24 protein-coding genes are annotated in these 26,188 nt (G+C 65.5%); 18 read left to right on the top strand and 6 right to left on the bottom strand.

Annotation, left to right across the window (positions count from 1 at the left end; translation table 11 throughout):
- Positions 1-124: 124 nt before the first annotated feature.
- A complete protein-coding gene (locus tag PSEEN_RS12590; protein WP_011533895.1) occupies positions 125-718 on the top strand; it encodes a DUF4274 domain-containing protein in 594 nt (197 codons plus the stop codon).
- A 16-nt stretch (positions 719-734) separates the two neighbouring features.
- Here the strand turns inward: PSEEN_RS12590 and PSEEN_RS12585 are convergent, their stop codons facing one another.
- Together PSEEN_RS12585 and PSEEN_RS12580 are read right to left on the bottom strand one after the other, a co-directional pair.
- Positions 735-1,163 (bottom strand): cupin domain-containing protein, encoded by a 429-nt coding sequence (locus PSEEN_RS12585; RefSeq protein ID WP_011533894.1) that lies wholly within the window; start codon positions 1,161-1,163, stop codon positions 735-737.
- Positions 1,164-1,203: 40 nt separating this feature from the next.
- A complete protein-coding gene (locus PSEEN_RS12580) occupies positions 1,204-1,947 on the bottom strand; it encodes an SDR family oxidoreductase (protein ID WP_011533893.1) in 744 nt (247 codons plus the stop codon).
- A gap of 196 nt (positions 1,948-2,143) precedes the next feature.
- Here PSEEN_RS12580 and PSEEN_RS12575 point away from each other — a divergent pair, with 196 nt between their 5' ends.
- The 12 genes from PSEEN_RS12575 to PSEEN_RS12520 all read left to right on the top strand — a co-directional run bounded on the left by PSEEN_RS12575 (position 2,144) and on the right by PSEEN_RS12520 (position 14,409).
- Entirely contained in the window at positions 2,144-3,694 is a 1,551-nt protein-coding gene (locus PSEEN_RS12575; RefSeq protein ID WP_044488079.1) for a winged helix-turn-helix domain-containing protein, read from the top strand.
- A 157-nt stretch (positions 3,695-3,851) separates the two neighbouring features.
- Positions 3,852-4,391: a winged helix-turn-helix transcriptional regulator gene (locus PSEEN_RS12570; RefSeq protein WP_011533891.1), complete on the top strand. Its 540-nt coding sequence runs from the start codon at positions 3,852-3,854 to the stop codon at positions 4,389-4,391.
- 5 nt (positions 4,392-4,396) lie between these two features.
- Positions 4,397-5,527 (top strand): HlyD family secretion protein, encoded by a 1,131-nt coding sequence (locus PSEEN_RS12565; RefSeq protein ID WP_044488077.1) that lies wholly within the window; start codon positions 4,397-4,399, stop codon positions 5,525-5,527.
- 53 nt (positions 5,528-5,580) lie between these two features.
- Positions 5,581-7,089, top strand: a complete 1,509-nt coding sequence (locus PSEEN_RS12560) for a DHA2 family efflux MFS transporter permease subunit (RefSeq protein WP_231845319.1) — start codon at positions 5,581-5,583, stop codon at positions 7,087-7,089.
- Positions 7,090-7,199: 110 nt separating this feature from the next.
- A complete protein-coding gene (locus tag PSEEN_RS12555; RefSeq protein ID WP_011533888.1) occupies positions 7,200-7,622 on the top strand; it encodes a nuclear transport factor 2 family protein in 423 nt (140 codons plus the stop codon).
- Complete coding sequence (locus tag PSEEN_RS12550; protein WP_011533887.1) at positions 7,619-8,371, top strand: SDR family NAD(P)-dependent oxidoreductase; 753 nt, start codon at positions 7,619-7,621, stop codon at positions 8,369-8,371. The genes PSEEN_RS12555 and PSEEN_RS12550 overlap by 4 nt, the downstream gene beginning before the upstream one ends.
- Positions 8,372-8,377: 6 nt before the next feature.
- The gene (locus PSEEN_RS12545) at positions 8,378-9,625 is read left to right on the top strand and encodes an NAD(P)/FAD-dependent oxidoreductase (RefSeq protein WP_011533886.1); all 1,248 of its coding nucleotides are present in this window, start codon (positions 8,378-8,380) and stop codon (positions 9,623-9,625) included.
- Positions 9,622-10,431, top strand: coding sequence for a DUF1365 domain-containing protein (locus PSEEN_RS12540; protein WP_011533885.1), 810 nt, complete (start codon positions 9,622-9,624; stop codon positions 10,429-10,431). The genes PSEEN_RS12545 and PSEEN_RS12540 overlap by 4 nt, the downstream gene beginning before the upstream one ends.
- Positions 10,406-11,662, top strand: coding sequence for an SAM-dependent methyltransferase (locus PSEEN_RS12535; protein WP_011533884.1), 1,257 nt, complete (start codon positions 10,406-10,408; stop codon positions 11,660-11,662). The genes PSEEN_RS12540 and PSEEN_RS12535 overlap by 26 nt, the downstream gene beginning before the upstream one ends.
- A 5-nt stretch (positions 11,663-11,667) precedes the next feature.
- Complete coding sequence (locus PSEEN_RS12530) at positions 11,668-12,150, top strand: DUF2878 domain-containing protein (protein WP_011533883.1); 483 nt, start codon at positions 11,668-11,670, stop codon at positions 12,148-12,150.
- 278 nt (positions 12,151-12,428) lie between these two features.
- Positions 12,429-13,988, top strand: a complete 1,560-nt coding sequence (locus PSEEN_RS12525; protein ID WP_011533882.1) for a sensor domain-containing diguanylate cyclase — start codon at positions 12,429-12,431, stop codon at positions 13,986-13,988.
- Positions 13,972-14,409: a bleomycin resistance protein gene (locus tag PSEEN_RS12520; protein ID WP_011533881.1), complete on the top strand. Its 438-nt coding sequence runs from the start codon at positions 13,972-13,974 to the stop codon at positions 14,407-14,409. The genes PSEEN_RS12525 and PSEEN_RS12520 overlap by 17 nt, the downstream gene beginning before the upstream one ends.
- 97 nt (positions 14,410-14,506) lie before the next feature.
- Here PSEEN_RS12520 and PSEEN_RS12515 read toward each other — a convergent pair whose 3' ends face one another.
- Positions 14,507-17,479 (bottom strand): RHS repeat-associated core domain-containing protein, encoded by a 2,973-nt coding sequence (locus PSEEN_RS12515; protein ID WP_011533880.1) that lies wholly within the window; start codon positions 17,477-17,479, stop codon positions 14,507-14,509.
- A 244-nt stretch (positions 17,480-17,723) separates the two neighbouring features.
- Here PSEEN_RS12515 and PSEEN_RS12510 point away from each other — a divergent pair, with 244 nt between their 5' ends.
- From PSEEN_RS12510 to cprA, 5 genes are all read left to right on the top strand, one after another.
- Complete coding sequence (locus tag PSEEN_RS12510; RefSeq protein WP_011533879.1) at positions 17,724-17,915, top strand: hypothetical protein; 192 nt, start codon at positions 17,724-17,726, stop codon at positions 17,913-17,915.
- Between the two features lie 159 nt (positions 17,916-18,074).
- A complete protein-coding gene (locus PSEEN_RS12505; RefSeq protein ID WP_011533878.1) occupies positions 18,075-18,764 on the top strand; it encodes a response regulator transcription factor in 690 nt (229 codons plus the stop codon).
- Positions 18,764-19,948 carry a sensor histidine kinase gene (locus tag PSEEN_RS12500; protein ID WP_158020250.1) on the top strand — a complete coding sequence of 395 codons (1,185 nt, stop codon included), beginning with the start codon at positions 18,764-18,766 and terminating at the stop codon, positions 19,946-19,948. Before PSEEN_RS12505 ends, PSEEN_RS12500 begins: the two co-directional genes overlap by 1 nt.
- 233 nt (positions 19,949-20,181) lie before the next feature.
- Complete coding sequence (locus PSEEN_RS12495) at positions 20,182-20,610, top strand: hypothetical protein (protein ID WP_158020249.1); 429 nt, start codon at positions 20,182-20,184, stop codon at positions 20,608-20,610.
- 378 nt (positions 20,611-20,988) lie between these two features.
- Positions 20,989-22,146, top strand: a complete 1,158-nt coding sequence (gene cprA / locus PSEEN_RS12490; RefSeq protein ID WP_011533875.1) for a cationic peptide resistance protein CprA — start codon at positions 20,989-20,991, stop codon at positions 22,144-22,146.
- A 46-nt stretch (positions 22,147-22,192) separates the two neighbouring features.
- Here cprA and PSEEN_RS12485 read toward each other — a convergent pair whose 3' ends face one another.
- From PSEEN_RS12485 to hflC, 3 genes are read right to left on the bottom strand one after another with little or no spacing between them, the layout of a single operon-like run.
- The gene (locus PSEEN_RS12485) at positions 22,193-24,130 is read right to left on the bottom strand and encodes a heavy metal translocating P-type ATPase (protein ID WP_011533874.1); all 1,938 of its coding nucleotides are present in this window, start codon (positions 24,128-24,130) and stop codon (positions 22,193-22,195) included.
- Between the two features lie 55 nt (positions 24,131-24,185).
- Positions 24,186-25,220: a protease modulator HflK gene (hflK, locus tag PSEEN_RS12480; protein WP_011533873.1), complete on the bottom strand. Its 1,035-nt coding sequence runs from the start codon at positions 25,218-25,220 to the stop codon at positions 24,186-24,188.
- Positions 25,213-26,163, bottom strand: a complete 951-nt coding sequence (hflC, locus tag PSEEN_RS12475; RefSeq protein ID WP_011533872.1) for a protease modulator HflC — start codon at positions 26,161-26,163, stop codon at positions 25,213-25,215. Before hflC ends, hflK begins: the two co-directional genes overlap by 8 nt.
- Positions 26,164-26,188 lie beyond the last annotated feature (25 nt).

The raw sequence follows: 26,188 nt of genomic DNA, 5'->3' as shown, positions 1-26,188 counted from the left end.
CGCGCCGGCGGCGCTCGATCTCATAAACGCCACACCTATTCAGACAAGCACCACAACCCCTTGATTTCTCCACGCATCAGGGTTATCAAGCGCTCCCCATTACCGCTCAAGGATGAACACTCCCATGCCCCTGCGCCTCACCCAGGAACAGTTCCTGCGCGCCTTCGAATGCGCCGAACTCAACGGCATCCCCGACCGCGCCACCCTGCTCGCCCAGCTCGAAGACCCCGATATGCGCGAGACACTCAGCTACTGGAGCGCGCAACTCTACAAGGCGCCAGAGGACCTGGTCTGCGTGGCAGACCTGCAGAGCAAGGAGGAACTGCACTACGTGGCGTCACACCTGAACTGGGACGACGGCCTGATTGCCCCACGGGCGATCCTCGCCCACCCGTTGTGCGACGCCGGGACCGCCTTGCTGCTCTACTGGTATGGCCAGGGGTGGTGGCATTCCAGCGCGGACGATGCGCAGAAGGACGACGCGATCTTCTACGCCCAGCTGGTGCGGCGCTTCACTGAAGGCGACTTCAGCACCTACAGCATCGCCTTCGATCCATTCGCCGATCAGTTCGTACCGGACCTGGCGACACTGCGCAAACGCGGCCTGCAACTGCCGGGCGTGCTGTTCGCCACCTACCGCTGCCAGGTCGTCGAAACCCGCCAGGACGCCTACCAGGCCTACCTGGACGAGTGGCAAGCCCGCCACGCCCAGGAATAAGCAGGGCGCCAGCTGATCACTTCGCGCTCGGGGTCACCAGCTCGGTCTCGCTGCTGTCGAGTACGAACACTGCCATCAGCCGCGCAGGCTTGGAATCGCTGGCATTGGCGCTGACCCCATGGAACGCGCCGGGCGCTTCGTACCAACTTTCCCCGACCTTGTAGGTGCGCGCCGGCTCACCGTTGACACTGCTGCGGACCTCGCCTTCGAGGACGGTGGCATAGATGAAGGCCGATTTCGGGTGCCGGTGCGAGGGTGACGCCGCGCCCGGCCCGTAGTCGACGATCACGCCCTTCATGCTTTTGCCGGGGACGTTGGGTAGCGGCTGGTCGAAAACCACTGAGACTTTGCTCGCCGGGGGTGAATCAGCGGCAACCACCCAAGCCGGAACGGCGGCGACAGTGAGCGCAATCAAGGTGGCGGCCGTCAGTTTTTTTCTGGACATGGTGTAACTCCTTCGATCGGATGAGTGTGGGCTGGCCGTGTCAAGACCGCGCCAGCCAGTCCTCGAAATGCGTCACGCCAAGGCGGGCGTGCTGGCCGGCGGTCAGCGACTGGTCGTCGAGTTCGGCGCCGAAGTACCGGGCATGGACGTCGGGCACCACCTTGCGTGGATCGCCGGAAAGGCGCAGGTAACGACGGATCAGCTCATCGAGCGGCAAAGCCTGCGGGCCGGCGATTTCCTGGGTGGCGTTGGCGGGCGCGGCAAGCGCCACCTCGGCCAGGGCCGCGACCACGTCGTCCGAGGCCATCGGCTGGATCAACGCGGGCGACACACGCACCTCATTACCCTCGGTAGCCGCCTCGGCGATGCCGCCGACGAATTCGAAGAACTGGGTGGCCCGCACCAAGGTGTAGGGCATGCCGGATGCCTTGATCAGCGCCTCCTGCGCCACTTTTGCGCGGAAGTAGCCATTCTCGGGCAGGCGCTCGCAACCGACGATCGACAAGGCGACGTGATGCCCGACGCCGGCAGCCTTCTCCGCCGCCAGCAGGTTGCCGGTGGCAGTCTGGAAGAAGTCGAGCACGGCCTGGTCCTCCCAGGACGGCGCGTTGGCGACATCGACGACCACCTGGGCGCCGTCCATGGCCTCGGCCAGGCCCTGGCGGGTAATGCTGTCGATGCCGGTGCTGGGTGCCGCGGCGACCACCTCGTGGCCGCTGCCGCGCAGACGCGCGACCAGTTTCGATCCAATGAGGCCGGTGCCTCCGATGACGACGAGTTTCATGGGTGCTCTCCGCAGGTTCGACTGAATGCCCCTGCACGATGCGCCAGAGCCACCGCAGAGTCCTTGTGCCGACCTTGGATTTTCCTTGGAGATTGCTTGAGGGCCTGTCCATTTCCGGCCCTTGGTCAGCGCCGCTGCAGGCAGTCTCGCAGTGTCTTATGATCGAGGGTCGATATCATTCAGTCGGGGAACGGCCGTGCGGTTCATGTTCGAAGACTACGTGCTCGACCAGCAACGCCGGGAGCTGACCCTGCGCGGGCAAGCCGTGACCATCACTCCGCAAGCCTTCGACCTGTTGCTGCAGCTGGTCGGCAACCAGGACCGCGTGGTCAGCAAGGAGGAACTGCTGGACGCGGTGTGGAGCGGCCGCATCGTTTCCGAGTCGACCATCACCAGCCATGTCAACGCGGTACGCCGAGCCATTGGCGACTCAGGCTCGCAGCAGCGGCTGCTGCGCACGGTTGCCCGCAAAGGCTATCGCTTCATCGGCGATATCCGGCAGATCCCGGATGACCTGGGCGACGAACCTCCGGAACCGCGTCTCGAATGCCCGGACGGGCCTTCGATCACGGTGCTGCCCTTCCAGAACCTCAGTGGCGATCCCACGCAGGACTATTTCGCCGATGGCGTGGTCGAGGACATCATCACCGCACTCTCGCGGATCCGCTGGCTGTTCGTGATCGCTCGCAACTCCAGCTTCTCCTACAAAGGCCAGCACGTGGACATCGCCAGCGTCAGTCGCCAGCTCGGGGTGCGTTATGTGCTTGAGGGCAGCGTGCGCAAGGCCGGTAACCGGATCCGCATCACCGGCCAGCTGATCGACGCCACCCGTGGCGCACATTTGTGGGCCGAACGCTTCGAGGGGGAACTCGACGACCTTTTCGAATTGCAGGACCGGATCGCCGAGAGCGTGGTGGGCGCGATCGCCCCGCAACTCGAGCGGGCCGAGATCGAGCGGGCCAAGCGCAAGCCCACCGCGAGCCTCTGCGCCTACGACTACTACCTGCGAGGCACCGCGAAGCTGCATCAGGGCACGCGCGAAGCCATCGAGGCGGCCTTGCCACTGTTTCACCAGGCCATCGAGCTGGACCCGGAGTTTGCGTCGGCCTACGGCATGGCAGCGTGGTGCCACTTCTGGCGCAAGCTCAACGGCTGGATGGTCGATCGCCCCCTGGAGATCGCCGAAGGTACCCGCCTGGCGAGGCTGGCGGTGGAGCTCGGCCGCGACGATGCGGTGGCGTTGACCCGCGCCGGCCACGCCCTGGCCCACCTGACCGGCGACCTCGACGGCGGCATCGCCCTGCTTGACCGGGCGCGCCTGCTCAACCCCAACCTCGCGCCCGCCTGGTACCTGGGCGGGATCTTGCGTGCGCTGCGTGGCGAGACCGAGGTGGCGATCGAGAACCTCGCCCATGCCGCGCGCTTGAGCCCGGTGGACCTGGAGATGTTCCGCATCCAGGTGGGCATGGCCATCGCTCACTTCTTCGCCGGGCGCCTCGATACGGCCCTCGGGTGGGCGGAAAAGGCCTTGTACAACCTGCCGGCCCTGCTCCCGGCACAGGCGCTGGTCGCCGCCTGCCATGCCCTGGAGGGGCGCCAGGCCGAGGCCCGGCAGGCGTTGGCGGTCGTCCAGCGGTTGGCACCGACGTTATGTGTGTCCAGGTTGAGAGAGTGGTTGCCGATCCACCGGGACGTGGATTTCAAGCGTCTGGCTGAAGGGTTGAGGGGGGCTGGGCTGGCAGAGTGATCGCCGGGAAAGTTGTGGTGCCCAGGAGATCGAGCGCCGCGCGGGCGGCGCTCGATCTCATAGACGGCCCATCTCTCCAGACAAGCGGCTGGCCCTGTAACTTGCATTATGCAAGTGACAATGAAATATTGACCTCACCCCCCCCGAGCCCGCCGCCATGAAAAAAGCCAGCTTCCAACCCATGCCCTGCCCCGTAGCCCGCGCCCTCGAGCACATAGGCGATGGCTGGAGCCTGTTGATCCTGCGCGATGCGTTCTACGGCCTGCGCCGCTTCGACGAGTTCCAGCACAGCCTGGGCATCGCCACCAACACCCTCACCCGCCGGCTCAGCGACCTGCTCGCCAGCGGCCTGCTCGAACGTCGCCCGTACCAGCACAACCCACCGCGCTTCGAATACCTGCTGACCGAGGCCGGTCGCGACCTGCGCCCGGTGATCCTGACCCTGATGGCCTGGGGCGCGAAACATGCCGAAGGCTCGCGCAAGGTCTACCTGGCCGACGAGCACACCGGCGAACCCGTCGCCCTGGCACTGGTGGACAGCAACACCGGCAAGCGCATCACGGTGGATGACCACCGCCTGCGCATCGCCCCCGATGCCGACCCGCTGACCCACTGGCGCGCAGAGACCGGCAAGGCGCATCGCCTGGGCAGTACGTGGGTGGCCCCTTTCCCCAGCCAAGCCTCCCAGGAGGAGTGACCGTCATGAACGCTCAGGTTGGCGCAGCCCCCGATACCGCCGAAAGCAACGTGGTCGCCGTGCACAAACCGGCGCGTGGGAAAACCGTGCTGCGTATCGCTGCCCTGGCATTCGCAGTGGTCGCCGCCGCAAGCTACGCCAGCCACTGGTGGTCCAGTGGTCGCTTCATCGAAGACACCGATGATGCCTACGTGGGTGCCGACGTCACCGTGATCAGCGCCAAGGTGCCCGGCTACATCGCCGAAGTCGCGGTGATGGACAACCAGTTCGTCAAGGCCGGCGACCTGCTCGCCCGAATCGATGTGCGCGACTACCAGGCCGCCCTGGCCAAGGCCGACGGCGCTGTCGCCGCCCAGCAGGCACGCCTGGCCAACCTCGATGCCGTCGAACAATTGCAACAGGCTGTCATCAGCCAGGCCAAGGCACAGATCGACGCGCGCAGCGCCGAAGCCCAACGCGCCCAGTACGACAGGGTGCGCTACCAGACCCTGGTCGGCAGCCAGGCGGTATCGGTACAAAGCGCGCAACGGGTGGAAGCCACCTGGAAGACCGCCCAGGCCGACCGCGCCCATGCCGAGGCCGGCCTGCTCGGGGCGCGCCAGCAACTGGCGGTGATCGGCACCCAGCGCCAGCAGGCCCGCGCGGCCCTGGCCCAGGCCGAGGCCGAGCGGGAACAGGCACGGCTGAACATCGGCTACACCGAGCTGCGCGCGCCCGTGGATGGCTACGTGGGCAACCGCCGGGCCAAGCTCGGCGCCTACGCCGCGGCCGGCAGCCAGTTGCTCGCGGTGGTGCCCGCCCATGGGTTGTGGGTGGATGCCAACTTCAAGGAAGACCAACTGGCGCGCATGCAGGTGGGCCAAGCCGTGAGCGTCACCGCCGACATTCTGCCGGGGCGCACCTTCCATGGCCGCGTCGAAAGCATCGCGCCGGCCACCGGCGCACAGTTCAGCGTGCTGCCCCCGGAGAATGCCACAGGCAACTTCACCAAAATCGTCCAGCGCGTGCCCGTGCGCGTTCGTCTTGAAGGCACTGATGCCGACTTCGGTGCCCTGCGCCCCGGCCTTTCGGTGATCGCCGAGATCGACACCAGGCCCCAGCCACAACCCGACGTTGCCGTGGCAGGCCGGCCTTGAACAGCGAACTGCCGGCCCTCACCCCGGCACAGAAGGTCGCCGCCTTCGCCACGATGTGCGTGGGCATGTTCATCGCCCTGATCGATATCCAGATCGTCTCCGCCTCACTCAAGGACATCGGCGGCGGTCTCAGTGCCGGCGCGGACGACACCGCCTGGGTGCAGACCGCCTACCTGATCGCGGAAATCATCGTCATCCCCCTCTCCGGCTGGCTGTCCCGGGTGATGAGCACCCGCTGGCTGTTCGCCGCGTCCGCGGCGGGCTTCACCCTGACTAGCCTGCTGTGCGCCCTGGCCTGGAACATCCAGAGCATGATCGCCTTTCGCGCCCTGCAGGGGTTTCTCGGGGGCTCGATGATCCCGCTGGTGTTCACCACGGCGTTCATCTACTTCAGTGGCAAGCAGCGGGTGATCGCCGCCTCGGTGATCGGCGCCATCGCCTCCCTCGCGCCCACCCTCGGCCCGGCGGTCGGCGGCTGGATCACCGACATTTCCTCCTGGCACTGGCTGTTCTACATCAACCTGGTGCCAGGCCTGTTCGTCACCGTCGCCGTCCCCCTGCTGGTCAAGGTCGACCGCCCCAACCCGGGGCTGCTCAAGGGCGCCGACTACCTGGGCATGGGGTTGATGGCAGTGTTCCTCGGCTGCCTGGAGTACACCTTGGAAGAAGGCCCGCGCTGGAACTGGTTCAGCGACGCCACCATCACCACCACCGCCTGGCTGGCCGGGGCCTGTGGCGTGCTGTTCATCTGGCGCAGCCTGAAGATCGCCGACCCCATCGTCGACCTGCGCGCCCTGGGCGACCGCAATTTTGCCCTGGGCTGCCTGTTTTCCTTCATCACCGGGATCGGCATTTTCGCCACCATCTATCTCACACCGCTGTTCCTGGGCCGCGTGCGCGGCTATGGCGCGCTGGACATTGGCCTGGCGGTGTTTTCCACCGGCGTGTTCCAGCTGCTGGCCATCCCGGTGTACGCCTTCCTCGCCAACCGCGTGGACCTGCGCTGGATACTCATGTTCGGGCTGGCGTTGTTCGGCATCTCGATGTGGGACTTCACCCCCATCACCCACGACTGGGGCGCCAAAGAACTGTTGCTGCCCCAGGCCATTCGCGGCTTTGCCCAGCAAATGGCAGTGCCGCCCACCGTGACCCTGACGCTCGGTGCGCTGTCGCCCGCCCGGCTGAAGCTGGCGTCGGGCCTGTTCAACCTGATGCGCAACCTTGGCGGTGCCATCGGCATCGCCGCATGCGCCACAGTGCTCAACGATCGCACCAACCTGCACTTCTTGCGCCTGGCCGAACACCTGAACGTACGCAACGAAGGCATGAACGCCTGGCTCGAGCAACTCACTGGTAACGCCCAGGCGTTGGGCCTGGGCAGCCTCGACGCCAGTCAGGCCGCCTTGCGCCAGCTCTGGGCGTTGACCTGGCGTGAAGCGCAGACGCTGACCTACGCCGATGCGTTCAGGGTAATCATGCTGTGTTTCGCCGTGGCGACCTTGCTGGTGCCGTTGATGCGTAAGGTCCAGCCGCCGAGGCAGCCTTCGACGGATGCCCACTGATGCGAGAACAAATACCTGTACAAGACTATTGACCTGTACAGATATTGACCTAGGCTTTTCCTATACCTGTACAAAATCACCTCGCTGTACAGGTTTACCTGGAGCGGCCTATGTCAGCGTATCTGCAGCGCTTCGCCGAAACCTTCGCCAGCCTTGACGGGCAGCGCCTCGATACCCTTGAAACCCTGTACAGCGAGGATGTGACCTTCAAGGACCCGTTGCACCAGGTCCACGGCCTGGCCGCCCTGCGGGCGTACTTCACCCAGCTGTATGCCAACACCCACGGCATCCACTACACCTTCACCAACCTCGATGAAGTGCAGCCTGGCCGGGGTTACCTGCAATGGTCCCTGCAGTTTCATCACCCGCGCCTGGCCAACGGCCGCACGATCCACCTGCAAGGCTGCAGTCACCTGCAATGGCGCGACCGGGTCCACTTCCACCAGGACTACTTCGACGTCGGCGCCCTGCTTTACGAGCATGTCCCGGTCATGGGCGGCGCGGTCCGCTGGCTCAAGGGACGGCTGGCATGAGCCGTTGCTGGCTGACCGGCGCCAGCAGCGGCATCGGCGCGGCACTGGCCAGGCGCCTGCTGGAGCAAGGGCACCAGGTGGCCTTGGGCGCTCGTCGGCCTGACAGCTTCGCGCCACTGGTGGCGCGGTATCCAGGGCAGGTCCTACTGGCCATCGGTGACCTGGACGCGCCTGAACAAGTGGCACAGATCGCCGAGCAGATCACCCGCCACTGGGGCGCGCTCGACCTGGTGATCCTCAACGCCGGCACCTGCGAGTACCTCGAGCCCGGGCAATTCGACCCGGCGCTGCTGGAGCGTGTGGTGCGCACCAACCTGTTCGCCGTCAGCTACTGCCTCGCCGCCGCCCTGCCCTTGCTGCGGCTCGGTAAGCGGCCGCACCTGGTGGTGACGGCCAGCTCGGTCACCTGGCTGGCCCTGCCGCGTGCCGGTGCCTATGGCGCCTCCAAGGCGGCCGTGCGCTACCTGCTGGAGTCACTGCGCATCGACCTGGCCAACGAAGGTATCGATGCCACCCTTGTGAACCCAGGCTTCGTCGACACCCCGCTGACCCGGCGCAACGACTTCCCCATGCCCCAGCTCTGGAGTGCCGAGCACGCCGCCCAGCACATCGCCGCGCGCCTGCCACGGCGGCCCCTGGAGATCAATTTCCCCACCGCCTTCACCCTGCTGCTGCGCCTGCTTGGCGCGCTGCCGGTGCGCTGGCGGCTGAAGCTGGGCCAGCGCCTGGCGCGCAACCCGAAGGGCTAGACCACCATGCGCATCGCCATCATCGGCAGCGGCATCGCCGGCCTGACCTGTGCCTACCTGCTGTCACGCCGGCACCCGGTGACCGTGTTCGAGGCGGCCGACTGGATCGGCGGGCATACCCATACCGTCACGGTTGCGCAGGGTAACCGGCGCTATGCGGTGGACACCGGCTTCATCGTCTTCAACGACTGGACCTACCCGCACTTCATCCGGCTGCTCGACCAGCTGAATGTCACCTCGAAGCCCACCCAGATGAGTTTTTCCGTGCATGACCCGCTCAGCGGCTTCGAGTACAACGGCCACACCCTCGCCTCCCTGTTCGCACGGCGTCGCAACGCGCTGTCGCCCGGCTTCTGGGGCATGCTGCGGGATATCCTGCGCTTCAACCGCCAGGCCCTGGCCGACCTCGACCAGCAGCGTATCGACGAGGACACCACCCTTGGCGGCTACCTGCAGGCGCAGGGTTACGGCCAGCGGTTCATCCAGCACTACATCGTGCCCATGGGGTCGGCGATCTGGTCGATGTCGCGCGCTGACATGTTCGCCTTTCCCTTACAGTTCTTCGTGCGTTTCTGCCGCAACCATGGGCTGCTGTCGGTCAGCCGGCGGCCGCAATGGCGGGTGATCGAGGGCGGCTCGCAAGGCTATGTCGAGCCGCTGTGCCGTCCGTTTGCCAAGCGGATCAGGCTCAACTGCCCCGTGCACCGGGTCAGCCGTGACGACGGCGGCGTCACCTTGCTCAGCGCGTCAGGCCCGGAGCGTTTCGATGCGGTGGTATTCGCCTGCCACAGCGACCAGGCCCTGGCGCTGCTGGAGACACCGAGCATGGATGAGCGCGCCGTGCTGGGCGCCATCGCCTATGCGAACAATGACGTGGTGCTGCATACCGACACCCGCCTGCTACCGCGTCGCCGCAGGGCCTGGGCCAGCTGGAACTACCGCCTCGGCGGCCCGGAGCAGGCCCCTGCCGCGCTGACCTACGACATGAACATCCTGCAGGGAATCGAAGCGCCGGAGACCTTCTGCGTAAGCCTCAACCAGACACCACTGATCGACCCGGCGCAGATCCTCGCTCGCTTCGACTATGCGCACCCGCAATACAGCATCGCGGCCCTCGCCGCCCAGGCCCGCCAAGGCGAACTGCAGGGGCGCCGGCACAGCTTTTTCTGCGGAGCCTACTGGGGCAATGGCTTCCACGAGGACGGCGTGCTCAGCGCGCTGAAGGTGGCCGAACACTTTGGTGAGCGGCTGTGAACAGCAGCCTGTGCCGGGGGTGGGTCAGCCACTGTCGCATGACCCCGCGCCCTCATGCCTTCCGCTACCGGATCGGTATGTTCCATGTGGATCTGGATGAACAACACCGACTGCTCGGCCTGTCCCGCTGGTTGGGGCGCTCATGGTGGGCACCGTTGAGCTGGCGCGAAACCGATTACCTGCCGGCACTGACCCGCCAGGGGCAGCCGCTGGCCCAGGCCGTGCGCTCGCTGGTGGCCCAGGCCACCGGGCGGCAACCCGAGGGCGCCGTGCACTTGCTGACCCAGCCGCGCTGCTGGGGGCTATCGTTCAACCCGGTGAGTTTCTACTTCTGCCATGACCGCGATGAACAGCTGGCGGCGATCCTGCTGGAGGTGCGCAACACACCCTGGCGTGAGCGCTTCCACTATGTGCTGCCGGTGGATGGCGACCTCGCACGTTCGTTCGCCATGGCCAAGGCCCTGCATGTCTCGCCGTTCATGCCGATGGACATGGAGTACCGCCTGCGATTTTCCCTCGATGCCCAGCGCATTCGCATCCACATGGAGAACTGGCGTGGCGGGCAGCGGGTGTTCACCGCCGACCTGGCACTGCACCGCCAGCCATTGGATCGCGCAGCCCTGCACCAGCACATCCTGAGCTTTCCATGGATGAGCCTGCGCACCCTATCGGGCATCTACTGGCAGGCCCTGCGCCTGCTGCTCAAACGCATCCCCGTCCACAACCACACGGCCAGCCAGGGCGACTTGGCACCCGGCCACCCTTGCGAGGACCCCGATCATGCCCGATCCGACCCTGAGCATTAGCAAGTCGGCGGTGCTGAGCCCATGGCTGGGTGGGCTGGCCCGGGTGGCGGTGCTGGCCCAGCTGCGTCACCTGCGTCATGGCCATCTGCGGCTGGTCGACGGCGGCCGGCAATGGGCGTTCGGTGACCCCGCCAGCCCCTTGCAGGCCGAAGTGGAGATCCTCGATGACACAGCCTGGGGCCTGGTGGCCAGCAATGGCTCGATTGGTTCAGGGGAGGCGTACATCCACGGTTACTGGCGCAGCCCGGACCTGGCAGCCGTCACCCGTCTGTTCGTTGCCAACCTGGAGGTGCTCGACGCCATGGAAGGCGGGCTGGCGAGCCTCGGGCGCCCGCTCCTGCGCCTGCTGCACCGGCTCAACCGCAACAGCCAGCGTGGAGCCCGACGCAACATCATGGCGCACTACGACCTGGGCAACGCGTTGTTCGAACGGCTGCTGGACCCGACCATGATGTATTCCGCCGCGCAGTTCGACAGCCAGGCGCAAACCCTCGAACAGGCCCAGTTGAACAAGCTCGAACGCATCTGCCAGAAGCTTGAGCTCAAGCCCCACGAGCACCTGCTGGAGATAGGCAGCGGCTGGGGCAGCCTGGCCATCCATGCCGCCACCCATCACGGCTGCCGGGTCACCACCACGACCCTTTCCACGGCGCAGTACACTCATACGCTTGAACGGGTGCGCAGGCTTGGCCTGGAACAGCGTGTCACGGTGCTGTGCGAAGACTACCGCGCACTGCGGGGACGCTTCGACAAGCTGGTGTCGATCGAGATGATCGAGGCGGTCGGCCACCATTTCCTGCCCACCTATTTCCGCCAATGCGCCGCGCTGCTCAAGGACGACGGCCTGATGTTGCTGCAGGCCATCACCATCCGCGACCAGCGTTACGCCCAGGCACGGCGCTCGGTGGATTTCATCCAGCGCTACATCTTCCCCGGCGGCGCACTGCCTTCGCTGAGCGTGCTGCTTGCCACCGCCAGTCGGCAGACGGCGCTGAATCTGGTGCACCTCGAGGACTTCGGCCTGGACTATGCGCGCACCCTGCGCCATTGGCGCGACAACCTGCGCCAGGCGCGCACGGCGCTGGCGGAGCTGGGCTACGACGACACCTTCCAGCGCCTGTGGGAGTTCTACCTGTGCTACTGCCAGGGCGGCTTCGAAGAGCGCGCCATCGGTGTAGCGCAGTTGCTGTGGGCGGCACCCATGGCGCGCCGGGCTGCATTGCCGGGTTGATGAGGATGAGCAACCGCTGGCTGGTTGGCAACGCCCTGTGGCTGCAAGCCGGTTGGTGGATCTGCGTGCTTGGGGCCAGCTTGCCATGGCTGCTGCCGATCGTGCCGCTGGGTTTGCTCGTGCACCTTTGGCGTTGCCCGGACCGCCTTGGAGAAGTACGCGCGTTGCTGTGCGTGGCCCCGGCAGGCTGGCTGCTGGACAGTTTACTGGGGGCATTGGAGGTTTTCCGTTTCGGGCAGTGGCCCCTGCCCCTGTGGCTGGCATTGCTCTGGCTGGTGCTCGCCAGCGGCCTGCGCCATAGCCTGGCGTGGGCAGCACGTGCGTATTGGCGGGCGGCGCTGCTGGGCCTGGTGGGCGGGCCGTTGGCTTACCTGGCCGGTGCCAGGTTGGCGGGTGTCGAGCTGCCGCTGGGGCCTGCGGTTACCGCCCTGCTGTTGGCGCCGCTCTGGGCCTTGTTCATGCCCCTCTTCTTGCGGATGGCCGCTTAGCGATCTGCTGCAGCGTCTGGGGGATCGAGCGCCGCGCGCGCGGCGCATCGCGGATGAATCCGCTCCTACAAGGACCGCATCCACCTGTAGGAGCCGGCTTTGCCGGCGAACAGGCCCGTGCAATCAACACAATGTTCGGCCCCGTCATGCCCATGAGAGCATCGCTGTGCGCCTTGTCGAAGTCCTTGTATCCTTGCACGGGCCAGAAATGGCCTTCTGCCATGGTTTTCGCCCCATGATCGCCAGCAACGGCCCCGGACTCCCCATCAGGTACTGACGTGAAGCGTGACATCCACCTCGTAGTCCTTCTGTTACTGGTCATCGGCTGTTCGCTTGCATCACTGACCCTGTGGAAGGTGATGGCTTCGCGCAAACAGGCCCTGGAAGACATCGACACCCACAGCCTTAACCTGACCCAGGCACTCGCCACCTACTCCGAAGGCATCGTCCGGCAAAGTTCACTGTTGCTGCTCGGCCTGGTCGAACGCCTGGAAACCGAAGGCAGCGGGCCGGCGCAGATCGAGCGGCTGACCCAACTGGTGAGCCGCCAGCAGCCGTTGATGCCGCAACTGAGCGGTGTCACCGTCTACGCCAGCGACGGCCACTGGCTGATGTCCTCCAACCGGCCGATACCGGCTGGCGCCAACAGCAGCGACCGAGCCTACTTCATCCATCACCGCGACGATCCCTCCCGCGAGCCCTTCATCGGCCCGCCGATCCGCAGCCGTGCCAACCAGGAGTGGGTGGTCACCGTCAGCCGCCGTTTCAATGGCCCGCAGGGCGAGTTTGCCGGCGTGGTGGCGGTGACACTGGGCATCGAGAACTTCCTGCGCCTGTTCGGCAAGATCGACGTGGGCCAGGACGGCGCCATCGGCCTGTCGCATACCGACGGCACGCTGCTGGTGCGCTACCCGTTCCGCGAGCAGGACATGGGCCGCAACTTTTCCAAGTCGCCGATCTACGCCAAGTACCTGGTCGACCAGTCGGTGGGCACCGCCTCGTTCACCTCCAGCCTGGACGGTGTCGAACGGCTGTACGCCTTCCGCAAGAGCGACCGGCTGCCACTGCTGACCACGGTGGCCCTGGGCAAGCGCGAGGCCTTGGCGGCCTGGCGGCTGGAAGCGTTGCTGTCGCTGCTGGTGGTCGCCGGCCTGCTCGTCCTCACCGGGGTCATCGGCTGGATGCTGATCCGCGCGATCCGCCGGCGCATTGCGGTGCAGGAACAGTTGCGGGTGGCACAGCAACAGTTGCTCGACAGCAACCAGCAGCTCGAACGCCTGGCGAACATCGATGCGCTGACGGGCCTGGCCAATCGGCGCTGCTTCGATGAAACACTGGTCCTGGAGGCCCGACGGGCGCAGCGCAACGGCACGCCGCTGGCCTTGCTGATGATCGATATCGACCACTTCAAGCGCTATAACGATACCTTTGGCCATCCGGCCGGCGACGCCTGCCTGCAGCGGGTCGCCAAGGTGCTGGCGACGTGCATTCGCCGCCCGTCCGACCTGCTGGCCCGCTACGGTGGCGAGGAAATGGCGGTGATCCTGCCCGACACCGACAGTGGCGGTGCGGCGGTGGTCGCGCAATTGATGCTCGAACGCTTGGCGCACGAGACGATCGATCATCCAGGCAGCCCCTTTGGCCGGGTAACGGTCAGTGTCGGCGTCAGCAGCGCCCCAGGGGCACAACTGGATGGCTGGCAATCGTTGCTCGCCGCCGCGGACCAGGCGCTCTACCGTGCCAAGGACGCCGGCCGTGACTGCTTGCACGTCGGCGAATGCGAGCGAATCGATTTACCCACATTACCCAAGGATGGATCAAATGTTTGTTCGCAATAAGTTGGTTCCCGAACTGATCGTGACCGACCTTGAACGAAGCCTGGCGTTCTGGGTGTCACTGCTGGGGTTCCAGGTGGCTTACCGACGCCCCGAGGAGGGATTCGCCTACCTGGATCTGCAGGGGGCCCAGCTCATGCTCGAACAGATCAACCTTGATGACCAGTGGATCACCGGCCGGTTGGAAGTGCCGTTGGGCAGGGGTATCAACTTTCAGATCGAGGTCACCGAAGTCGCGCCCGTCATCGAGCGCCTGCGCCACGCCGGGTGGCCGCTGTTCCAGGCCTGTGAGGATGCGTGGTACCGGGCTGGGGACGTAGAGGTGGGCCAGCGTCAGTTTCTGGTTCAGGACCCTGATGGTTACCTGCTCAGGCTTGGCGAGCGACTCGGGGAGCGCCCACTTGGCCGTGCGGTGCCCATGTGAGATCGAGGGGGCACCGCCGCCGGGTACACACTCTTACAAGCGGTGGAAAACAGCAGCATCGGCCACATTCGCTTGCCGGCGGCGGTTCCTGGAGCGCCTAATATTTCAATCCGCCCCCTGCTCTTTTAGCGATACGCTTCCAGTCATCCAGCAGTTTTCCCTTGAGCGCAGGAAGTTTTCCTGTCTTGAAGTAACCACTTTCAAGTTCCGCCCGGGTGGTATGCCCCGAGTCAATCATGAATTTTGGCAAGTTTCCTCCCCACTGCACGAAGCGGTCTCCAAAGTTCGTGAAATAGCGAGTCTTGTAAGTTGCCCCAGGAAACAACTTGTCAAATACCTGCTTCGCCATATAGTCCGTGACATACTCATCGTAATTGAGGTTGTCTACACTGGTATCCGTTTCCGGCTGAAAACCTTCATGCCGATGGGACGCGGCATGCAAGCTTTCATGGACGATGGTGGACCGTATCTTGTCCACGTCCAGTACCCCGTCAACGTTGTAGTCCGGCGCCGTCACCCCAATATATATTTGGCCATCCGGCGAGGTCCACGCGGGAGGCGACTCCCCTTTATCCACCAAAACAGCTGGGTAGTCCTCATACTTCGGGTACTTTCTCATTGTATGATAGACGTCCTCATGCTGAACGCTGTGGATAGCTATCGGCCTGGCAACACCAAAGAGTTCGAAAATAGTTGCCTCCAACTGCTTTGTGTCCACAAAGTCTCCTGCCACCCAGGGCATTGATGCCTTGCCCGGCGTATTTCCTGGGGCGACCAGGTGGATGGGGTCGAAGACTTTACCCACGCCTGCACCCGAACCACTTGCACCTGGCCCTGGAGGCGGAGGACGCAAACCCGGTGGAGGGGGCGGCAGTCCCATTCCTGGAGGTGGCGGCGGGGGGGTGCCCATTCCTGGAGGTGGCGGTGGAGGCGGCAGCCTCATGCCAGAGGGCGGTGGTGGTGGTGGCGCAGATGGAACGCTGGGTTCGAGCCTGGTCGAGTTAGGCGTACTGTTCAGCCCTTCACTGTCTCTATACGTCAGTGGATTGTTCCTGACCATCCGATACAGATTCAGCCCGTCCGCAGTCCAGGCCGGATCCGGGCTCAGCCAACGCCCGGCCCACGGCTGGTAATATCGAAAGCCGTAATAATAGAGCCCCGTGGAATCTCGCTCCCTACCTGAATACCTGATTGTTTTGTAGCCCACCTCCAGCTCACTGCGCGCGGCCAGGAGGGCCGTTCCACCATACGGGTAATACTCCTCTTGGCTGATGAGCTGTCCCTCGGCGTCGATTTCCATGGTATTGCTGCCCACAAGGTCAGCCAGGTTGTAACGCACCTGATCGTTATCAAGCCCTCCCGGCCGCCCATGTTCCCAGTGCAACACCCGCACCTGTGCACGCCCCGCCTCACCCACCACGATCACGTGCAGATGCTCGGTTTGTGCACCGTCGAGCGCCTTGGTCTGTAGTTCTAGGCCCGGTAGATAGAGGGTTTGATGCGTGTGCGTAACGCCACTCGACACTTTGAAACCCACTTTCAAGATGCGCTGGCTAGCGCTGTCATAACGGTAACTTTCGCGGTCATCCTCGGCCTTGGCGCGCGTCACACCGTTCACCTGCAACAGCTCCAGGCGTGGCGTCCAACTCAGGGGCTGCCCCGGTTGCAGCAATATTTGCTGCCCGCCTGCCGTGAACAAGGCATCCACTTCGGCAGGGTTATCTGTCAATGCGCGCTGGACGCCACGGTTACTGCGGTCGCTGATCGTCATGTCGGTTGTATAGCCGGTTCCCGTGGCCGGGCTGTGGCGAATCTGCGTGAGGTTGCCGGCGTTATCGTAGCGATAAGTACGCGTGTAGTTGGTGTAGGCAGAGTTGTCGACAGGGATGGGGACTATTACCGGAGGGAGTTGCGGACCTTGCTGACCAGCACTTGCCATTTCTCGCCCTTGGGCCTGGACCAGTTGGTACAGGCTGTCATAGAGATAAGTGCTTTCGGGCACCACCTTCTGGTTGTGCCAGAATCGGGCTTCTTGCGCATCGTTGCGCACGCTTATCACATTGCCTACTGGATCGAACGCATAGCGCAGGTCCTGCAAGACCTTGGCGTCTTTCACGCGCACCGCCGTGATACCGGTGAGCCGCTGTGTACGCGCCTCGTACGTGTAGGTGGTGACCACCCCATTGCCATGCGTTTCGCGCAGCTTCTGCCCCGCAGCGGAATACTGCATGGATACGACGATCGGTTGCTCCTTGCCGCCCTTCAGCGTCAGCCAGCTACCTGCGAGCCGCCCTGCCACGTCGTAGGCCAGACGCTGCTGGTGATCTGCTGCATTGGTGGTGGAAAGCGTCACTCCCGTTGCGTCCGCCTGGCTTTGGGTGGTGTAGGTCTGCGGCGCAAGCAGCGCATCCCACTCGTCGACATCCTCTCCCTGCCAGTGCGCGACGATGTCCGGGTTGTCGGCGTCCACCAGCAGCCGCCGCGTAACGGAGAGCGGCACGCCGGTGAGTGCGATGCTGTCCGTATGCAACAGGCCGGCCGTTTCATAATGGCTGACGCACTGCCCGGCGAGGTTCAGGCCCTTTTCCGCCGCGGTATTGCCGGCATAAAGCAAGCGCTCGCTGATCCGCTCCTCTTCGCCGGCCACCTGGTCCGCGACGCTTGTCAGCCGACCTGGAAGATCCGCGCCTTCGTACCGCCAGGTACGCCAGACGGCCTGGGAGTGGTCATCCTCGTCGTGTTCATCCGTGCGGATACTGCTCACCGCCAGCAGCGGTCGGCCCGCCATGTCATTGAGGGTCTGCGAGGTACCGGCGTCCGCGCTTCGGGTACGCAGTGCGTTACCGCGCAGGTCGGTCAGGTAGCTGAAGTTGGCAAGCCCGACCTCGTGCAGACGTGGGTCGGCACTGCGGGCGAGCAAGCCCCGGCCATCGTACCGGTGGTGGGTGATGCGCACCGTGCCGTCGTCTGGTGTCTCGGGGTGACGGTGGTACTCGATACCGCGCACCATCAGGCCTCGGCCATCGAAGACCGTGACCACGGGTGTGTTGCTGAACAATGAAGCGTCCATTGCGTTCTCCTGTTGATTCCGGCGCAGGCGGGCCTGCAGCGAAATTATAGGTAACGGGAGAAAAAGGCCTTTGTTGCAGCAGCAGCCCCAATCCAATGACATTCGTGCGACCAACACAGCGAGGCCGGTTGGAGACGGATCGGCCAAAACATCGGCACTTAGTGCCAAGCCGTCCCCCCTTGGCTGTGCAATCCTTCCCTGGGCGTTATGGTGGTCGTCACCTTCCTTGCGGAGCGCACTGGGCATGAACGTGGCAACCCTCAGCCGTCTCAGCCTGCTGGCACTGGTCGTCGGTGTATTACTGGGCGATATCTTCATGGCCAGTGCCGGGTTGGCTGGCTTGTGCGGCGCGGCCGTCTATCTCAACGTGCTGCAGGATACCCAGGCGCAGGAGCCTCAGGACGAGGCCTCCTCGGGTCCGCCATTTTTCGCCTGATTGCTTGCTGATGGGCTGCACCAGGCGGATCACGCCTGTGCTGGCCCTTTCGCCGGCAACGCCGGCGCCTACCGGTCTGGCGTCGACCTTGTGGGGCGCAACCTGGCTACTGGCCATGCTAAGCTGCGCCGCCCTACCCCATGCCCCCGAAGGAACGACATGCTCCCCAAGCGCGTATTGATAGTCGAGGACGACGCCGACGGCGCCAGCATCCTCGAGGCCTACCTGCGCAAGGACGGCTTCGAGGTGGCGGTGGCCGAGGACGGCGCCCGGGGCCTGGCGCTGTTTCGCCAATGGTCGCCGCAGATCGTCCTGCTGGACATGATGCTGCCCAAGCTCTCCGGCCCCGAACTGCTCTCGGAGATCCGTCGCAACCACAACACGCCGGTGATCATGGTCACGGCCATCGGCGACGAGCCGGACAAGATCGGCGCGCTGCGCTACGGCGCCGACGATTATGTGGTCAAGCCCTGCAACCCCCGTGAGGTGGTCGCCCGGGTGCATGCCGTGCTGCGCCGCTACGGCGCGTCCGCCGCCACCCAGCAACGCGTCGAGTGCGCCGGGGTGTGGGTGGACAACGAACGCATCGTCGCCGGAGTGCGCCAGGCCAACGGCGACGAGACGATTCTGGACCTGACCCGCTCGGAGTTCCTGCTGCTTGCCGCATTGTTGCGCGCGCCGTCCAAGGCCTTCAGCCGCGAGGCGCTGCTGGAGCTGTGCATGCCCGACAGCGATGCGCTGGTGCGGATCATCGACACCCATGTACACAACCTGCGGCGCAAGCTCGAGGCGGTGGGCATCACCGAGGTGCTGGTGACAGTGCGCTCGGTGGGCTACCGGTTCCACTGATGGCCCTGGGCAGGAACTCGTTGTGGGCCTGGGTCGGCTCGCGCATGACGGTGCTGGCCATCAGCGCGGTGTTCACCGTCGTCGGCTGCATGTACCTGTACTACCACTTCGTCGAGTACCACGTGATGGCCTCGATGACGCCCGCCGACCGTGCCCAGTACATCGCCGCGCTGGCCGACGTGAAACAGCACGAGGGGGTGCTGTGGCAGTTGCTGCAACGCTACTACGACGTCGAGAGCTTCCTGCCCGATATCGGCAACGACGCCGACTGGCTGGCGCTGTACAGCTTCGTCGCCCTGGTCATCCCGCTGGTGATCATCATCGCGCTGTGGCTGACCCGGCCTTTGTCCCGGCAGTTCCGCAAGCTCGCCCAGGCAGCGCGCCAGGTGGCCGGTGGCGACCTCGAAGTGCGGGTGGTGCAGTACCCGGGCCAGCCGGCGGAAATGCAGCGCCTGTGCGGCGACTTCAACAGCATGGTCGAGCGCTTGGCGCTGTACGAACGGGAGGTGGCGCAGTCCAGCTCCAACCTCGCCCATGAACTGCGCACGCCGCTCAACGCCGCGCTGGGGCGGGTGCAGGGCATGCTCGACGATGTGTTCCCAATGAGCCCGGAGCAGTTGCGCCTGGTACAGAGCCAGTTGAACAACCTCAATACCCTGGTGGGCGACCTGCACCTGCTGTCGTTGGCCCACGCCGGTCAGTTGCCGTTGCACGTCACCGGGTTTTCCCTGGCCCGATTGGTCGAGGAACGCCTGGACTGGTTCGCGCCGCAATTCGAGGCGACCGAAATGAAGGTCTCCTCGCACCTGCCCGGCGCACTGGAAATCGAAGCAGACAGGAGCCGGCTGGGCCAGTTGATCAACATCCTGATCGAGAATGCCATCAAGTACGCTTCCGACGGACGTACGCTGGAGGTTACAGCGCGTCGCGAAGGTGCATGGCTGCGTCTGGAGTTCCTCGACCGTGGCCAGGGCCTCGCACAGAAGGACCTGGGCAACATGTTCGTGCGCTTCTGGCGGGCCGAGCAGTCCCGCGCGCGGGTAACCGGCGGCGGCGGCCTGGGGCTGTCGATCGCCCAGGCGATCTGCGAAGCCCATGGCGGGCATATCGCCGCGCAGCGGCGTGATGAGGGTGGGTTGGCGCTACTGGTGTCGCTGCCCCTTCACCCCGGCTCGAACCCGTAGGAGCCAGCCTTGCTGGCGAACACCGGCAAGGCCGGTGCCAGGCACCGCAGCGTTTGCTTCGCGGGTAAACCCGCTCCTACAGGTGCTGTCCTGCCTGACGATTCCGCACGTCCCTTGACCGAATCTTCATAATCCCTGAACAGCACCTTCAGCAACCGTCATTAGCATGCCCACCGTCAGCCATGAAGGCTGGCGCCGCCTGCGGCTTCCTCCAATCCGGTGCTGTGATGCTCATGCCAAGACCTTTCGCCCCTGCCCTCGCCCTCCTGGGCTGTTCCCTGCTGGCCGCCTGCTCTCTGCTGACCCGACCGGCGCCCGAGCAGGCCTTGATCAAACTCTACCCGGTACCCTCTGTGCACCAGGTCAACCTGGCGGCAGTCGATGGCACGCCCATTGTCGATGCGCAGCACGTCGGCGTGGCGCCGGGCGCCCATCGGCTGGCCGTGCACCTGCGCCAACGGCCTCCCCATGACCGCGGCTGCGTGGTCGAACTGCAGCATGATCGCTTCGCAGCCAACCAGGTCTATGGCGTGTTCGAGGGTGACTGGAATGGCACGCCGACCCTGTTCCTGAAAGGTGATCGGGGCGAACTTCTGGACAGCCGCGATGTGTCCGGCTGCCTCACATCCTTAATATCAGGGCCTGAAGTACCGCCATCGTAAGCACGCTAACAATTAAAACTTCACTGGCGAACTTTAAACAAATTTACATCTTTCATACAAAACCACGCATTTCCCAACACTCATTAAAATTCTTTCACCAAAAACACCCGTCTGTAACAGGCCAGGCAATTGAAAACCGGCGCCGAGCCAGAGAAAATGCCCCACCGCTCACTTTGAAGCGCCTGTTCTGCTGCCCATCCGGTCGGCAGCAAGTAGCCACTTAAACCCGGCGCCCTTATTGGCCGCCAGCACGCGCAAGGCGCGGCGAGTCAACAGGTTTGATAAAAACCTTGCAACCGAAAGAACGACCCACTTTTCACAAAGTTTTAACATCAACTTTGCGTCGTTACGCGGGCAACTAAGTTGCCGAGGACATATATGAATTCCCACGTCACGGGTGCGCCACACGCCCTGCATCAACTTCCTGAACGCATCCTGCTGACCGGCGCCACGGGTTTCCTCGGTGGCTCGGTCACCGCCCAGCTGATCGCCGATGGCCAAGCGGCCAACCTGTGCTTCCTGGTGCGCGCCGAGAGCCGCCAGCAAGGTCTCGAGCGGCTGCGCGACAACCTGTTGCAACACGGTGTCAGCCAGGCTGACAACCTGGCGCTGGGCGAAGAGCAGATCATCTGCGGCGACTTCCTCGACACCACCTGGCTGCCCCGCGAAACGCCACGCCTGATGCAGGTCGACCGGGTGATCAACTGCGCGGCCGTGGCATCGTTCTCGAAGAACCCGACCATCTGGCCAGTGAACGTCGAAGGCACCTACGCTTTCGCCGAGGTGATGAGCCGCTCCAAGCGCCTCAAACGTTTCCTGCATGTCGGCACGGCGATGTGCTGCGGCCCGGAGCGCGAATCGCCGATCAGCGAATCGTGGGAATTCCCCGAGGCCGAGCAGCAACTGGTGGACTACACCGCGTCCAAGGCGGAAATCGAACGACGCATGCGCGAACAGCTGCCGAGCCTGCCGCTGGTGGTGGCGCGCCCGTCCATCGTGGTCGGCCACCGCAGCCTTGGCTGCCAGGCCTCCGGCAGTATCTTCTGGGTATTCCGCATGGGCTTCGCCCTGGAAAGCTTCACCTGTGGCCTGGACGAGCAGATCGACGTGATCCCGGTGGACTACTGCGCCGAGGCGCTGATCGGGCTGGCGCTCAAGCCGCAACTGGGCCACGACCTCTACCACATCTCCGCCGGCCACGGTTCGGCCTGCACCTTCGCCGAGATCGACGAGGCCTTCGCCCTGGCCAATGGCGCGCAGCCGGTGGGCGAGCGTTACCGCAAGGTGGATGTCGACGACCTGAAGTCGCTGGCCAGCAGCTTCGAAACCCGCATCGGCCCGGCCAACCCACGCCTGGTGCTGCGTGCCCTGCGCCTGTACAGCGGCTTCGCCGACCTCAACTACCTGTTCGACAACAGCCGCCTGCTCGAGGAAGGGATCGCGGTGCCACCGCGCTTCACCGACTACCTGGATGTCTGCGTCAGGTCGTCCAGCGGCGTGAGCATCGCCACCCAGATGCAGTGGGACTTCAAGTAACGATACCCCTCGCAGCCGCGGGTAACTGCCCGCGGCTTCTCACCTCTCAGCCCTTCATGTCCCTTTCGTCATAGCGCAGCAAGCGCCCGGCATTGCCCAGCACCAGCAAGGTGCTGAGGTTGTGCAGTAACGCCGCGATCATCGCCCCCGCCGCCCCGAGCAAGCCAAACGCCGCCGCCAGCATGATGCCGAGCGTCCAGCCCAGGCCGATCAGTACGTTCCATTGCAAGGTGCGCCGGCACAAGCGGCTGAGGCGAATGCAGGTGGCCAGGCGGCGCAGGTCGCCGTTGATCAGCACGATATCCGCCGCGGCCATGGCGATGTCCGTGCCGCCCGCGCCCATCGCCACCCCGACCACACCGGCCTTGAGCGCCAATGAATCGTTGATGCCGTCACCGACCACCATCGGCCGGAAACCGGCGTGGATCTCCTGGTTGACGTGGCGCAGCTTGTCTTCGGGCAAGGCCTGGGCGACCACACGGCTGATTCCGGTCTGGCTGGCGACCGCCTCGGCGACGCTGCGCCGGTCGCCGGTAAGCAGCAACTGCCGGCCCAGCCCCAGTTCGCGAAGCTGCTCAAGTGCTTGCGGCGCCTCCTGGCGGATGCTGTCGGCCAGCAGCAACCAGCCCTGGAAGCGACCGTCCAGGGCCAGCCCGGCGATGGGGCCATCGTGTTCCGGCACCGGCGGGATCTCGATGCCCAGGCGCGTGAACAGCTCAGGACGCCCCAGCGCCGCTTCACCCCGCTCGGTGCGGGCAACCACGCCGAAGCCCTGGCGCTCATGCAGCTCGCTGACGGCCAGATGTTGGTCATGAGCCACCCGGCTGGCCAGGGCCCGGCTGACCGGGTGACTGCTGGCGGTGCCGAGGCTGGCGGCCAGGCGGATGATCTGGTCTTGCGCCAAGCACGGTTCGCCCGGCAGTACCCGCTGCAGGTGCAGCGCACCGTGGGTCAGGGTACCGGTCTTGTCGATCACCAGCGACGACAGGTCGGCCAGTTCCTCGAGAAACGCCGAGCCGCGGATCAGGATGCCGTGCCGCGCGGCCACGGCGATCCCGGCAATCGCCGTGGCCGGCGCCGACAGCACCAACGCGCACGGGCAGGCGGCGACCAGCACCGCGAGCATGGCCTGGGCATCGCCGGTGACGAACCAGGTGGCGGCGGCGATCAGCAGCACCAGCACCAGGTAGCGCCCGGCATGACGCTCGAGCAGGCGGGTGATCGGTGGCTTGGCCTGCTCGGCGCGTTGCATCAGGGCGATCACCTTGCCCAGCGTGGAGTCGTCGCCGATGCCGGTGACCTCGACGCGCAGCAGGCCATCGAGGTTGATCGCGCCGCCGTACACCTGCGCCCCGACATCCACTTCCTGGGGCAAGGCTTCACCGGTGATCGGCGCGGTGTCCAGGCTGGCCTGCCCGTGCAGCACGCGGCCATCGGCCGGCACCCGGTCGCCGGCGCGCACTTCCACCTGGTCGCCGGGTTGCAGGCTGGCGTTGTCGACCTCCCGTACCTCGCCGCCCGCGCCGATCAGCCGGGCCTGGCTGCGGGTCAGCCGGCCGAGGGCACCGATGGCCTCCTGGGAGCCGAGCACACTGCGCTCTTCGAGCACATGGCCGAGGATCATGATGATCGGCAGCAGCGCCGCGGTGGCCAGGTCGCCGGTGGCCCAGGCACCGAGCATGGCCAGGGCGATCAACTGGTCGGTGACACCGTGCAGGGACGGTTGCAGCAGGCTGTGCCAGGCCGAACGCAGCACCGGCACGGCCACCAGCAGCGATGCCACCCCCAGTAGCAGCTGTGCCACGCCGTCCTGTGAAGGGGCCAGCCAGCGCCAGATCAGCCCGAGTGCCAGCAGGCCAAGGGCGAGCATGGCCAAGGTCAGTTGTTGCCCCGCCTGCCGGCGCTCGTCAGCGGACAATAGCCCGGCACCGAAGTGCAGGTGGCCGTGGTGATGGCCGTGGTGATGATGGTGATGAGCGCTCATCGCAGTCGGCTCCGGGGGCAAGTGGTCGCAAGGTGCGGTTGGCGAAGATCGCGGTTCATGGCTTGGGGCCCTCGAGGATCAGGTGCCCGCTGTCCTCGGGGTTGACCGTGGTGACGGCCCCGGCCCGGGACAGGATCGCCGGCATGCGTTCCCGGTACAGGCGCAGCATCAGCCCAGGGTCTTGCTGCTGCGCCAGGCCGGCGATGGTGGCGGTATCGGCATTGGCCCGGGCCAAACGCTCGCGGGCCTGGGCCTGGGCAACCTGCACGGTGTGATCGGCGGCCTGGGTGGCCTGCTGCAGTTGCCGGGCAGCCTCGTTGCGCGCCTGCGCCACTTCTTTCTCGGCTTGCTGGCTGGCAGTGAGCACCGCATTGAACGCCCCCACCGCCGACAACGGCAGCGAAGACTGCACATCGACCCGCACCACCTCGATGCCCAGGTCGGTGCCGGCCGCCTTGAGCGCGGCGAGGCTGCGGTTGATGCCGCGCTGCAGGTCGCCGCGCAGGCGTTCGCGGCGCTCGGCGACCTGGGCGTCGGCGCCGACCAGTTCCGGGCGCGCCACCAGGATCGTGTCCATGTCGCGGGAGGCGCAGACCTGCACGGCATTGCGCTCGACCAGACGGTCCAGCGCCGGCTCCAGGTGCGCGCCCTGGCGGGTGAAGGCATAGGGCGCATTGACCTTGTAGAACACCCGCACGTCCAGCTGCACGATGCCGGCGTCGCCGGTCAGCAGGTAGCCGGAGCCGGCCGTGGCGTCGCTGGCCAGGGTGCCGTTCTTGTCCGACTTCAGCGCCAGTTCCGAACGCAGCAGCAGCTCGACCCGGCGTTCGCTGACCCGGTCGGCCGAGGGCAGCATCAGCACCTGTTCGAACGGGCGCGGCCAGGCCAGCAGCAAGCCGGCCTCCTGGATACGTTGCTCGGCACCCAACCGCAGTACCACCGCTCGGCTGTCGGGCCCCACTTCGCGAACATTGCCGAACAACCAGCCCAGCGCCGCGACCAGGGTCACCCCGTACAAGGCGATGAAGCCGATGCGCGCCGATTGCAGCCAGGGGTTGTCGGTGGCATCCATCCGACCGGGGCTAGTCATGGCCGTGCCCTGCCCCATTGCCAGTGCTCGAAGGCACGGGTGGCCCATCGACCAGGGCGCGGAATGGCGCCACGTCGGTGCGCAGCACCAGGCGCGTGCCGGGGGTGACGACCGTGCCCAACGTGTCGAGCGAGCGCAGCAGTTTGTACAGCTCCGGCGCACTGGCGTAGGCCTTGCCGTAGACCTGCGCGGCCTCGACCTGGGCCTGGGCCTGGACCTGCGCCGCCTTGACGTTGGCGTCGGCTTCGAGGATGCGCGCATCACGCTCCGCCGCCGAGCGGATCTCGGCGGCCTTGCGCTTGCCTTCGGCGGTACGTTCGGTAGCAATGGTCTCGCGCTCGGCGCGCATGCGCTCGACCGTGGCTTCGAGGGTCACCTTGGGCAACGTGAGCCGCTCGATACCCACCTGCACCACCTTGATGCCGTAGGTCTGCGCCAGTTGCTGCTCGATCTGCGCCTGCAGGCGCTGCTCGAAGGCGTCGATCCGCACCTGGCTGGCATCGACATTGACCAGATCCGCCAGCTCGAAGCCGCTGGCACTGGTTTCCAACGCCGAGCCCACCAGGGTGCGGATCTGCCGCGCCGCTTCGTCGGGCTGGTTCTGCACCGCGCGCATGAAGCGCTGGATGCTCTGCGGGTCGGCGGCGACCTGCCAGGCGATATAAGCCTGCACGATGATCCGCAGGCCATCGCGGGTGCCGACATCCTGCAGGCCGCTGGAAGTGGTGCGCAGGCGCAGGTCGACCGGCACCGCGTTCTCGAACGGCAAGGGCCAGCGCCAGGCCAGCCCAGGCTCGATCAGCACCCGCGACGGGTTGCCGAAACGGGTGATGACCGTGGCTTCGCCCACCCGGACCTGGACGAAGCACGCCGCCGTGGCCAGTACCAGCACCAGCAGTAAAGCGGCAAGCACCCGCCAGCGCGCACCCTTCGCCGGTGGCATCTCAGGGTGGTCGTGGTCATGGGCA

It is taken from the genome of Pseudomonas entomophila L48 (assembly GCF_000026105.1).
Taxonomy (GTDB): Bacteria; Pseudomonadota; Gammaproteobacteria; order Pseudomonadales; family Pseudomonadaceae; genus Aquipseudomonas; species Aquipseudomonas entomophila.
The sequence above is the reverse complement of the archived record's forward strand: the minus strand, read 5'-3'. Positions and strand labels throughout refer to the sequence as shown.

Excerpts from the sequence above, each read along its gene's own strand:
- PSEEN_RS12590 (WP_011533895.1), top strand. The coding sequence starts at position 125 with ATGCCCCTGCGCCTCACCCAGGAACAGTTCCTGCGCGCCTTCGAATGC.
- PSEEN_RS12585 (WP_011533894.1), bottom strand. The coding sequence starts at position 1,163 with ATGTCCAGAAAAAAACTGACGGCCGCCACCTTGATTGCGCTCACTGTC.
- PSEEN_RS12580 (WP_011533893.1), bottom strand. The coding sequence starts at position 1,947 with ATGAAACTCGTCGTCATCGGAGGCACCGGCCTCATTGGATCGAAACTG.
- PSEEN_RS12570 (WP_011533891.1), top strand. The coding sequence starts at position 3,852 with ATGAAAAAAGCCAGCTTCCAACCCATGCCCTGCCCCGTAGCCCGCGCC.
- PSEEN_RS12565 (WP_044488077.1), top strand. The coding sequence starts at position 4,397 with ATGAACGCTCAGGTTGGCGCAGCCCCCGATACCGCCGAAAGCAACGTG.
- PSEEN_RS12560 (WP_231845319.1), top strand. The coding sequence starts at position 5,581 with ATGTGCGTGGGCATGTTCATCGCCCTGATCGATATCCAGATCGTCTCC.
- PSEEN_RS12555 (WP_011533888.1), top strand. The coding sequence starts at position 7,200 with ATGTCAGCGTATCTGCAGCGCTTCGCCGAAACCTTCGCCAGCCTTGAC.
- PSEEN_RS12550 (WP_011533887.1), top strand. The coding sequence starts at position 7,619 with ATGAGCCGTTGCTGGCTGACCGGCGCCAGCAGCGGCATCGGCGCGGCA.
- PSEEN_RS12545 (WP_011533886.1), top strand. The coding sequence starts at position 8,378 with ATGCGCATCGCCATCATCGGCAGCGGCATCGCCGGCCTGACCTGTGCC.
- PSEEN_RS12535 (WP_011533884.1), top strand. The coding sequence starts at position 10,406 with ATGCCCGATCCGACCCTGAGCATTAGCAAGTCGGCGGTGCTGAGCCCA.
- PSEEN_RS12530 (WP_011533883.1), top strand. The coding sequence starts at position 11,668 with ATGAGCAACCGCTGGCTGGTTGGCAACGCCCTGTGGCTGCAAGCCGGT.
- PSEEN_RS12520 (WP_011533881.1), top strand. The coding sequence starts at position 13,972 with ATGTTTGTTCGCAATAAGTTGGTTCCCGAACTGATCGTGACCGACCTT.
- PSEEN_RS12515 (WP_011533880.1), bottom strand. The coding sequence starts at position 17,479 with ATGGACGCTTCATTGTTCAGCAACACACCCGTGGTCACGGTCTTCGAT.
- PSEEN_RS12510 (WP_011533879.1), top strand. The coding sequence starts at position 17,724 with ATGAACGTGGCAACCCTCAGCCGTCTCAGCCTGCTGGCACTGGTCGTC.
- PSEEN_RS12505 (WP_011533878.1), top strand. The coding sequence starts at position 18,075 with ATGCTCCCCAAGCGCGTATTGATAGTCGAGGACGACGCCGACGGCGCC.
- PSEEN_RS12500 (WP_158020250.1), top strand. The coding sequence starts at position 18,764 with ATGGCCCTGGGCAGGAACTCGTTGTGGGCCTGGGTCGGCTCGCGCATG.
- PSEEN_RS12495 (WP_158020249.1), top strand. The coding sequence starts at position 20,182 with ATGCCAAGACCTTTCGCCCCTGCCCTCGCCCTCCTGGGCTGTTCCCTG.
- cprA (WP_011533875.1), top strand. The coding sequence starts at position 20,989 with ATGAATTCCCACGTCACGGGTGCGCCACACGCCCTGCATCAACTTCCT.
- PSEEN_RS12485 (WP_011533874.1), bottom strand. The coding sequence starts at position 24,130 with ATGAGCGCTCATCACCATCATCACCACGGCCATCACCACGGCCACCTG.
- hflK (WP_011533873.1), bottom strand. The coding sequence starts at position 25,220 with ATGACTAGCCCCGGTCGGATGGATGCCACCGACAACCCCTGGCTGCAA.
- hflC (WP_011533872.1), bottom strand. The coding sequence starts at position 26,163 with ATGCCACCGGCGAAGGGTGCGCGCTGGCGGGTGCTTGCCGCTTTACTG.